Source organism: Cupriavidus sp. 05L310 (genome assembly GCF_056398185.1).
The window spans coordinates 58,297-65,215 of record NZ_JBFTOX010000058.1; the positions used below are offsets into that span (position 1 = coordinate 58,297).

6 protein-coding genes are annotated in these 6,919 nt (G+C 65.0%); 4 read left to right on the forward strand and 2 right to left on the reverse strand.

Translation table 11 applies throughout. The annotated features are described in order from the left end of the window. Window positions 1–79: 79 nt before the first annotated feature. Window positions 80–922 carry a fumarylacetoacetate hydrolase family protein gene (locus AC1DS6_RS32880; protein WP_441630982.1) on the reverse strand — a complete coding sequence of 281 codons (843 nt, stop codon included), beginning with the start codon at window positions 920–922 and terminating at the stop codon, window positions 80–82. Beyond that, window positions 919–1,647, reverse strand: coding sequence for a GntR family transcriptional regulator (locus AC1DS6_RS32885; RefSeq protein WP_441630980.1), 729 nt, complete (start codon window positions 1,645–1,647; stop codon window positions 919–921). Before AC1DS6_RS32885 ends, AC1DS6_RS32880 begins: the two co-directional genes overlap by 4 nt. 181 nt (window positions 1,648–1,828) lie before the next feature. Between AC1DS6_RS32885 and AC1DS6_RS32890 the strand changes: the two genes are divergently transcribed. The 4 genes from AC1DS6_RS32890 (at window position 1,829) to hydA (ending at window position 6,701) form a co-directional block, all read left to right on the forward strand. After that, window positions 1,829–3,127, forward strand: coding sequence for an MFS transporter (locus AC1DS6_RS32890; RefSeq protein WP_441630978.1), 1,299 nt, complete (start codon window positions 1,829–1,831; stop codon window positions 3,125–3,127). A 130-nt stretch (window positions 3,128–3,257) separates the two neighbouring features. Continuing rightward, window positions 3,258–4,481 carry a serine hydrolase domain-containing protein gene (locus tag AC1DS6_RS32895; RefSeq protein WP_441630976.1) on the forward strand — a complete coding sequence of 408 codons (1,224 nt, stop codon included), beginning with the start codon at window positions 3,258–3,260 and terminating at the stop codon, window positions 4,479–4,481. A gap of 62 nt (window positions 4,482–4,543) precedes the next feature. Continuing rightward, a complete protein-coding gene (locus AC1DS6_RS32900; RefSeq protein ID WP_441630974.1) occupies window positions 4,544–5,272 on the forward strand; it encodes a maleate cis-trans isomerase family protein in 729 nt (242 codons plus the stop codon). Window positions 5,273–5,285: 13 nt separating this feature from the next. Further along, window positions 5,286–6,701, forward strand: a complete 1,416-nt coding sequence (hydA, locus tag AC1DS6_RS32905) for a dihydropyrimidinase (RefSeq protein ID WP_441630972.1) — start codon at window positions 5,286–5,288, stop codon at window positions 6,699–6,701. The last annotated feature ends 218 nt before the right edge of the window (window positions 6,702–6,919 follow it).

The window sequence follows — 6,919 nt, forward strand, 5'->3', positions numbered from 1 at the left end:
TACAAGCAGGGCGCATGAAGCAGAAAGGGCGGCCATCGCTGGCCGCCCTCTTTCTGGCGTTCAACCTGACCAAACAGCCCTATGCGTAGGCCACCACCGTCTGGCCCTGCTCGCCCAGGCCGTCGATGCCCAGGCGCATCGTGTCGCCCGCCTTGAGAAAGCGCGGCGGCTTGAAGCCCATGCCCACGCCCGGCGGGGTGCCGGTGCAGATCAGGTCGCCGGGGTGCAGCGTCATGAAGCGGCTGACGTAGCTCACCAGCGTGGCCACGTCGAACACCATGGTGGCGGTGCTGCCCTTCTGCACGCGCTCGCCGTTGACGTCCAGCCAGAGCGCCAGCGCCTGCGGGTCGGCGACTTCGTCGCGCGTGACCAGCCACGGGCCGACCGGGCAGAATGTATCGCAGCCCTTGCCCTTGTCCCAGGTGCCGCCGCGCTCGATCTGGAATTCGCGCTCGGACACATCGTTGACCACGCAGTAGCCGGCAACGTGGGAAAGCGCTTCGTCGCGCGAGACATCGCGTGCCACCTTGCCGATCACCACGCCGAGTTCCACTTCCCAATCTGTCTTTTCCGAGCCGCGCGGCAGCATCACCGCATCGTAGGGGCCATTGAGCGAGCTGTTGGCCTTGAGGAAGACAATGGGCTCGGCCGGCAGCGGCATGCCAGCCTCGGCGGCGTGGTCGGCGTAGTTCAGGCCGATCGCCACGATCTTGCCGATGCCGGTCCAGGGCACGCCGAAGCGGTCGGCCTGCACCACCGGCAGCGTGGCCGGGTCCACTTTGGCCAGCCGTGCCAGCGCTTCGTCGGACAGCGCTTGCGGCCCCAGTCCGTCCAGCACGCCGGACAGGTCGCGCACGCGGCCTTCGGCATCGATCAGTCCCGGGCGTTCCGCGCCCGGCTTACCCACACGTACTAGTTTCATCGTTTCCCCTTGGCTTCGGTGACAGTGCGGCCGGCGGGCTCGGACAGGGTCCGCGCGACCACGGTCAGGACTTCTTTGGCGGTGTTCTCGGAATGCTGGCGCAGCACCTGTGGCAGCCGCGGGCGGCCCGGTTCGCGCAGTGCAGCCATGATGGCCTCGTGTTCCTCGTGCGATTCCTGCCAGCGCAGCATATCCGCGTTGGCGGCGCCGCGCGCACGGTGCACCTTGCTCATCAGCGTGGCGTAGATGCCGGCCAGCACCGGGTTGGCGGCGCCGTCGATGATGAGCTGGTGGATTTCCTGGTTAATGCGGAAGTACTCGGTGCGCCGCCCCGCGGCGTGGGCATCCAGCATGGCCTGGTGCTTGCGCTCCAGCCGCGCCATCGACACCTCGGACAGCCGCGCCGCGGCCAGTTCGCCGGCGGTGGCTTCCAGCCCGTGCAGGGTTTCGAAGGTGGAACGCAATTCGTCCAGATCGAGCGGCGCCACGCGGTAGCCGATGTACTGCCGATGCAGTACCAGCCCTTCGGACACCAGCACCTTGAGCGCCTCGCGCAACGGCGTCTTGGACACATCGAACATTTCGCAGAAGGCGCGTTCGTCGATGCGCGCGCCGGGGGGCAGTTCGCCCTCTTCGATCATGGTGCGCAGACGGGAGGCGATCTCGGCGGACATGCCGAGCGTGCGCAGGCGCGTGGATTTAGGAAGCGTTTGAGTCACAGACATCACCGAGATGGGGAACATGCACCACAAGAAGGCTATCACACCCTGAAATTGTGCGTTTGCCTAACAATAAAATCAATGACTTACGAGAGTTGTAATTACAGATTACGTATCCTATACTCCGTTCCAGTTGCGCGACACAAAACACAAACCGCCCTACCATTCCTCAAAGGAGACACGCGTCATGCAAACGACAAGCCGGGCTGCGGCGCTAACGGAGACGAAGAGCTCCGTACGCTGGAAGATTTTCCTGATGATGTTGTTCCTCATCGCCATCAACTACATCGACCGCGCGTCGCTGTCGGTGGCGATGCCCCTGATCGCCAAGGAATTCGACCTCAGCCCCACCATGCAGGGCCTGATCCTGAGTTCATTCTTCTGGACCTACGCGGTCATGCAGATCCCCGGCGGCATGCTGGCGGACAAGTACAAGCCGCGTATCGTGATCGCCACCGCTACCATCTTCTGGGGCGCCTTCCAGGCGCTGGCGGCGGTATGCACCAGCGCCGGCGCCCTGCTGCTGACCCGGCTTGGCCTGGGCGCGGCCGAAGCGCCGATCTACCCGGCCGGCGGCAAGCTCAACGCGATCTGGATGACGCAGAACGAACGCGGCCGCGGCGCCACCCTGCTCGACGGCGGCGCGCCGCTGGGCGCGGCGCTTGGCGCCATCATCATCACTTGGCTGATCACCGCGCTGGGCTCCTGGCGCCTCGCCTTCGTGGTGGCCGGCGTGGGCACCGTGCTGGCAGGCCTGGCGGCGTGGTACTACGTGCGCAACTCCCCGCGCGAGCACCGTGGCGTCAATGAGCTCGAAGCCAGCTATATCGAAGCCGCGCAAGCCACCGAACATCGCGCCGAACCGGCAAACCTGTCCGGACGCTCGCTCGATTTCCTCAAGTACCGCTCGGTGTGGTGCATGGCGATCGGCTGGATGTGCTTCAACAGCGTCTTCTACGGCCTGCTGACCTGGATGCCCAACTACCTGAACAAGGTGCACGGCTTCGACATCAAGCAGATGGGCGGCGCCAGCTTCATCATCTTCTTCTCCGGCTTCGTGGGTGAACTGGTCGGCGGCTGGATCGCGGACAAGTGGAAGGCCGGGGGCGGCAGGCCCAACCTGGTGATGCGTACCCTGTTCGGTATCGCCGCCGTGGTCGCCACCGTGTCGATCTTCTCGGTGGCCTATGTGAAGGATCCGGTAGTGGTAGTGATCCTGCTCTCGTGCACGCTGTTCTTCCTGCGCTGGTGCGGCCTGTTCTGGTGCATCCCGTCCATCCTCGGCACCCGCAACAAGGTAGGCGTGCTGGGCGGCATCATGAACCTGGGCGGCAATATCGGCGGCATCACCGTGCCCATCATCGTCGGCATGATCGTGCAGTTCACCGGCTCCTACTTCCTGGCCCTGATGTTCTTCGCCGCCGCCGGCGTGGGCCTGTTCCTCGCATCGACCGCGATCGACTACGAGAAGAAGCTGCCGGTCTGAGCGCAGCCCGATCTCGACACCAAGTCTTGCCCCCCGTACGCGCCGCGCCGGCACAAGCCGGCAGCGGCACGGCCTGAACCGCTCCCGTCCCGGCCGCGCCACGCGCGCCGGGCGGTGGAGGAGACACTTCATGAAAGCAAGCCCACGCAAACTGGCCGGCGCCGCCACGGCAGCCGCCCTGCTGCTGCTCGGGACCGCGCACGCGCAGCCCCCCGCCGCCGCGCAACACGCGGCCAAGGCGACGCAACCCACCGCGGACCTGCCCACGGCACAGCCCGAAGCCGTCGGCGTCGATTCGCGCAAGCTGGTCGAACTGTCGCAATGGATCCGCCGCGACCAGCTCGACGTGCGCAGCCTGATCGTCATCAAGGACGGCAAGCTGGTCTTCGAGCGCTACGGCGACGAACTCGCCCGCGACTACAACCATGAGCTTTACTCCGTCACCAAGTTCATCAGCGCGTTGCTGGTCGGCACGCTGGTGGGCGACGGCAAGCTCACCGCGCAAGACAAGCCCGCCCCGCTGCTGGCCGCCGCGCGCCCGGACCTGGCGCCGGCGCTGGCCGACAAGCAGGACATCGAACTGCGCCACCTGATGTCGATGTCCAGCGGCCTGTCGTACAAGCTGGTGGAAGGCACCGACACGCTCTATTACGGCGTGCCGGACCGGCTGAAAGTCGCCGCGTCCGCCGCCGTGCGCACCAAGGCCGGCACCGAATTCGACTACATCGACGTCAACCCCGTGCTGGTGGGCGCCACCATCACGCAGGTCAGCGGCCAGCCGGAGCAACGCTATGCCGAGGCGCGCCTGTTCAAGCCGCTCGGCATGTCGCATTACCGCTGGGACGGCGCCGACGGCAAGGGCGCGGTCTCGGGCGGCTGGGGGCTGCGCCTGCGCTCCATCGACATGGCCAAGCTCGGCCTGCTGATGCTCAACCAGGGCAAATGGCAGGGCCGGCAGATCGTGCCCGCTGACTGGGTGGCGCGCATGACCACGCCCGCCGGGCCGGCCGCGGACTACGGCTACTACTGCTGGGTCAACAACATCGTCAAGAGCGAGCGCGAGTTCAGCGCGATGGGCTTCAAGGGCCAGTTCATCACCGTGCTGCCGCAGCAGAACGCCGTGGTGGTGATGAACAGCATCATGTCCACCTCCGGCGGCCTGCGTGATGCGGCCTACCTGGACCTCTACCGCAAGATGGTCAACGACTACGTGCTGCCTGCGCTGCAAGCCGGCAACAAGGTCAGGCCGGACGCCGAGCGGCAAGCCGCTCTCCGTCAAGAGCTTGCGCTGGCGCACGCCAGCCACGGCAAGCCCGGCACCGCCCTCGCCTTCAACGACAAACCCGAACAATAACGAGCAGGGCCCCGGGCACCGCATCGCACCGGGCCATGCCATTTCCTGAGAGCTTTACTCCCATGACCAAACGCACCCTTCTCGGCATGCTCACGCCGTCGTCCAATACCGCGCTGGAACCCATCACCAGCGCCATGGTGAGCGGCCTGCCGAACGTCAGCGCGCATTTCTCGCGCTTCACCGTTACCGAGATCTCGCTGCGCGACCAGGCGCTGGGCCAGTTCGATCTCGACAAGATCATCGGCGCGGCCAAATTGCTGGCCGACGCGCGCGTGGACGTGATCGCGTGGAACGGCACCTCGTCCGGCTGGCTCGGCTTCGAGAAAGACCAGGCGCTGTGCCGCCAGATCACCGAGGCCACCGGCATCCCCGCCACCACCTCGGTGCTGGCGCTGAACGAAATCCTGGAAAAGACCGGCGCGCGCGACTTCGGCCTGGTCACGCCCTATCTCGACGATGTGCAGCAACGCATCGTGCAGAACTACAAGCGCAACGGCTTTGGCTGCGCGGCGGAGCGCCACCTCGACCTGCATGTGAACTACAGCTTCGCCGAAGTGGAAGAAGACACCATCCGCCGCATGGTGCGCGAAGTGGCACAGCACAAGCCGGCAGCCATCACGACCTTCTGCACCAACCTGCGCGCGGCGCACCTGGTGGAAGAACTGGAAGCCGAGACGGGCATCCCCGTCTACGACACGATCTCCACCGTGGTGTGGAAATCGCTGCGGCTGGCTGGGGTGGATACGCGCGAGCTGCGCGGCTGGGGCCGCTTGTTTGCCGAAGTGGAATGAAGGAGCAGGGCGCATGAACACCGAACTCGATCTCGTCATCCGCAACGCCGAAGTGGTCACCGCCTCCGACCGCTTCACCTGCGACATCGGCGTGCGCGATGGCCGTATCGCCATGTTGGGCGATGACCTGCCGCGCGGCACGCGCGAAATGGATGCCACCGGCCTGCTGGCGCTGCCCGGCGGCGTGGATGGCCACGTCCACCTCGACCAGCCGATGCCGGACGGCATGCGCATGGCGGATGACTTCTTCACCGGCACGCGCGCCGCGGTTTGCGGTGGCACGACCACGGTGATTCCGTTTGCGGCGCAGGAGAAGGGCGGCTCGCTCAAGGCTGCGGTGGCGGACTACCATCGCCGCGCGGAGGGCCGTGCGGTGGCGGATTACGGGTTCCACCTGATCGTGGCCGATCCGACGCCGGAAGTGTTGCAGCATGAATTGCCCGAGTTGATCCGCAAGGGCTATACCTCGTTCAAAGTCTATATGACCTACGACGATCTGAAGCTGTCGGATCGCGAGATGCTGGACGTGCTCGATGTGGCCAAGCGCAACGATGCGCTGGTGATGGTGCATGCGGAGAATGCGGATTGCATCTCGTGGCTGACCGAGAAGCTGGTTGGGGAAGGACGCATCTCGCCACGTTTCCACGGCATGGCGCGTCCGGCTCTGGTGGAACGTGAAGCCACGCATCGCGCGATTACCTTTGCGGAGCTGGTCGATGTGCCGATCCTGATCGTGCATGTGTCGGGCAAGGAAGCGATCGAGCAGATCCGGTGGGCGCAGGGCAGGGGGTTGCCGATTCTGGCGGAGACTTGTCCGCAGTATCTGTATCTCACCGCCGAGGATATGGGATTGCCTGGCGACGATGGGTATGAAGGCGCGAAGTGCGTCTGCAGCCCGCCGCCGAGGGATCCGGAGAATCAGGCTGCGGTGTGGCGTGCGCTTACCAACGGCGTGTTCAGTGTGTTTTCTTCGGATCATGCGCCGTTCAACTATGACGATCCGGAAGGGAAGAAGCTGGGTGGCACGGCGCAGCCGTTTGACCACATTCCCAATGGCGTGCCCGGGATCGAGACGCGGCTGCCGCTGTTGTTCGATGGGATTGCCAAGGGCAGGCTTTCGCTGCATCAGTTTGTCGAGCTGACTTCGTACCGGCCGGCGCGGCTGTATGGGTTGTATCCGCGCAAGGGGACGATCGCTGTTGGCGCTGATGCGGATATTGCGTTGTGGGATCCTTCGCGGAAGGTGCGGATTGCCAATAGCGATCTGCATCATGCGGTGGATTACACGCCTTATGAGGGGATCGAGGTGACCGGGTGGCCGGTGCATTGCTTCTCGCGGGGGGAGTTGCTGGTGGAGGATGGGAGGTATCTGGAGCCGGTTCCGGGGCGGGGGCGGTTCTTGCCGGCGGGGGCGCCTTCGTTGGTTTGAGGTTTGGTGGTGGTTTTGATTTCAAACTTCAACTGCCTAACTTCAAAGTCAACGTCAAAGGCTTAAAGCCAAAGGCGGTTTCACCCCCCTGCGGGGGGCGACCTACTTTCTTGTCTTGCCAAGAAAGTAGGCAAAGAAGGCGCGCCGGATGGGGCGACTTCCCCTCGTCGTCAGGCAAAAAGAGCGGCCGGGGGCCAAACTCGCATCGCCTTAAGGCG

What these genes read in the sequence shown, in the direction of transcription:
- AC1DS6_RS32890 (WP_441630978.1), top strand. Translation starts at nt 1,829, where the DNA reads ATGCAAACGACAAGCCGGGCTGCGGCGCTAACGGAGACGAAGAGCTCC.
- AC1DS6_RS32880 (WP_441630982.1), bottom strand. Translation starts at nt 922, where the DNA reads ATGAAACTAGTACGTGTGGGTAAGCCGGGCGCGGAACGCCCGGGACTG.
- hydA (WP_441630972.1), top strand. Translation starts at nt 5,286, where the DNA reads ATGAACACCGAACTCGATCTCGTCATCCGCAACGCCGAAGTGGTCACC.
- AC1DS6_RS32895 (WP_441630976.1), top strand. Translation starts at nt 3,258, where the DNA reads ATGAAAGCAAGCCCACGCAAACTGGCCGGCGCCGCCACGGCAGCCGCC.
- AC1DS6_RS32900 (WP_441630974.1), top strand. Translation starts at nt 4,544, where the DNA reads ATGACCAAACGCACCCTTCTCGGCATGCTCACGCCGTCGTCCAATACC.
- AC1DS6_RS32885 (WP_441630980.1), bottom strand. Translation starts at nt 1,647, where the DNA reads ATGTCTGTGACTCAAACGCTTCCTAAATCCACGCGCCTGCGCACGCTC.